Annotated in this window: 2 protein-coding genes; one reads left to right on the top strand and one right to left on the bottom strand. The window is 72.1% G+C overall.

The features are described from left to right. Positions 1-65: 65 nt before the first annotated feature. Positions 66-836 carry an alpha/beta fold hydrolase gene (locus ACWF94_RS39860; protein ID WP_453500088.1) on the bottom strand — a complete coding sequence of 257 codons (771 nt, stop codon included), beginning with the start codon at positions 834-836 and terminating at the stop codon, positions 66-68. A 432-nt stretch (positions 837-1,268) separates the two neighbouring features. Between ACWF94_RS39860 and ACWF94_RS39855 the strand changes: the two genes are divergently transcribed. Then, complete coding sequence (locus ACWF94_RS39855) at positions 1,269-1,751, top strand: MarR family winged helix-turn-helix transcriptional regulator (RefSeq protein WP_453500086.1); 483 nt, start codon at positions 1,269-1,271, stop codon at positions 1,749-1,751. Positions 1,752-1,788 lie beyond the last annotated feature (37 nt).

The raw sequence follows: 1,788 nt of genomic DNA, 5'->3' as shown, positions 1-1,788 counted from the left end.
GGGCCTTCGCCGAGGGCGGTCGCACCGTCCCCGCCCGGCAGGCGCGGGACACACCGTGAGCGGGCTCAACCGACGGGAAACCGCTCGCGCAGAAAGCCGAGCACGAGTTCCGTGACGATGGAAGGCCGCTCCAGGCTGGGCAGATGACCGGCCCAGGGCAGTTCGATGTGCCGGGCGTCGGCGAGCAGATCGGGGATACGGGCGGCGATCTGCCGGAAGTCCGCCAGATCGTGCCCGCCCGACAGGGCCAGGCAGGGCGCGCGGACCGCCGCCAGATCGAACTCGGCCTCGACCGGCTCGAACTCCTCGGCGGCCAGTTGCACCTCAAAGGCGTGCCGCTGCATCCGGCGTACGGCCTCCCGGGCGGCTTCGTCGGCGTCCGGGCCCAGCCAGGTCTCGACCATCAGCTCGACCGCCCCGGTGATGTCCCCCGCCGCGAGCAGCGCGTCCTCGCGCGCCCCGACCGCCGCGAGTGCGGGGGTGGGCTCATGACCGGGGAGGGCGGAGCACACCAGCACCATCGCGCTCACCCGGCCCGGCCATCGCGCGGCGGTCTCCAGGGCGACCTCCCCGCCGTAGGAGGCACCGACCAGTACCGCGTCCTCGATACCGAGCGTGTCCAGAAGTTCCAGCACATCCTCGGCGTCACTGTGGGGCCGGTCCGGCGCCGGGGTCCGGCCGAAGCCCCGGAAGTCGCAGCGCACCAGGCGGTGGCCGGCACCGGTCAGGGCAGCCGTCTGCCGGTCCCACATCCGCCGGTCGCACACCCCGGAATGCAGCAGTACCAGTGCGGGACCGTCTCCACCGTCTCCGGTCACATCATGAGAGAGCGTCATCCGGCAGAATCTACGCGGCGGGCGCTCCATACCCCTCATGAATATCGCCGCATCCGGCCCGCACAGCACCGCCTCGGGCCCGCCCACCCGGCACCGTGGAGGTTCTCTTCAGCGATCCCCACATCCAACTAGTTTCCATATGGAAACTATCTTCGGAGGCGGGACCGGCCGATGTCAAGTCCTTCCCAGGCGAAGCGGCCCCGGGTGATGATTCGAGCCCGCGGCACCGGGACAGGTGCCGGGCGGCCATCCGGAGGTATGGTCCCTGCCGGTGCGGCGAGCGGAGTCCGGCCAGGCGAGCCTGCGGTAAAGTGATTTCCCTACGGAAAGCACACAGGGATGACACGGCCGGGTGCCCCGGACCGTCCCGGATCCTGCCGACGCGCGCCCGGCTGCCCCGCCAGTCCGCCCCGCCGAAGTGGAGTGACGCAGATGACCGGACCGCAGACCCCACCGCCGGTACCGAGGAACGCGGGCCCGGACCTGGAGGACGCGCTGTCCCTGCTCCAGTGCGTGCTGGTCGCCCGGCGCACCGGTGCCGGCCCGGAGCCGATCAACTGGCAGCAGTACGACGTACTGGAGATGCTGCGCATCCGGGGCGCCATGACCCCCTCGCTGCTCAGTGAGTCCCTGGGGGTGTCCCGGCAGACCACCTCCAAGTCCCTTCGCGTACTCAAGGACCTGGGCCTGGTAGAGCAGGCGGCGCTGGGCGACGACCGGCGCGAGCAGACGACGTCGCTGACGCACGCGGGCCATGTCTTCCTCTCCCGCAGCGCCCGTGGCCGCCGTGAGAACGCGCAGGCGGCGAGGGGCGCACTGAGCCCCGAGGAACAGGACGCCTTCGCCGGGATGTGCCTCAAGGCGGCGGACGCCATCAGGGAGCTGCTCCACGAGCGGCGCCCCGGCCGGGGCTGACCCCCCGCCGGGGCCCCCCCGACCACCCCCGCCGGGG

Source organism: Streptomyces sp. NPDC055078, assembly GCF_053607985.1.
Note: the sequence above shows the minus strand (reverse complement) of the source record. Positions and strands in the feature narration are given on the sequence as shown.

What these genes read in the sequence shown, in the direction of transcription:
- ACWF94_RS39860 (WP_453500088.1), bottom strand. Translation starts at nt 836, where the DNA reads ATGACGCTCTCTCATGATGTGACCGGAGACGGTGGAGACGGTCCCGCA.
- ACWF94_RS39855 (WP_453500086.1), top strand. Translation starts at nt 1,269, where the DNA reads ATGACCGGACCGCAGACCCCACCGCCGGTACCGAGGAACGCGGGCCCG.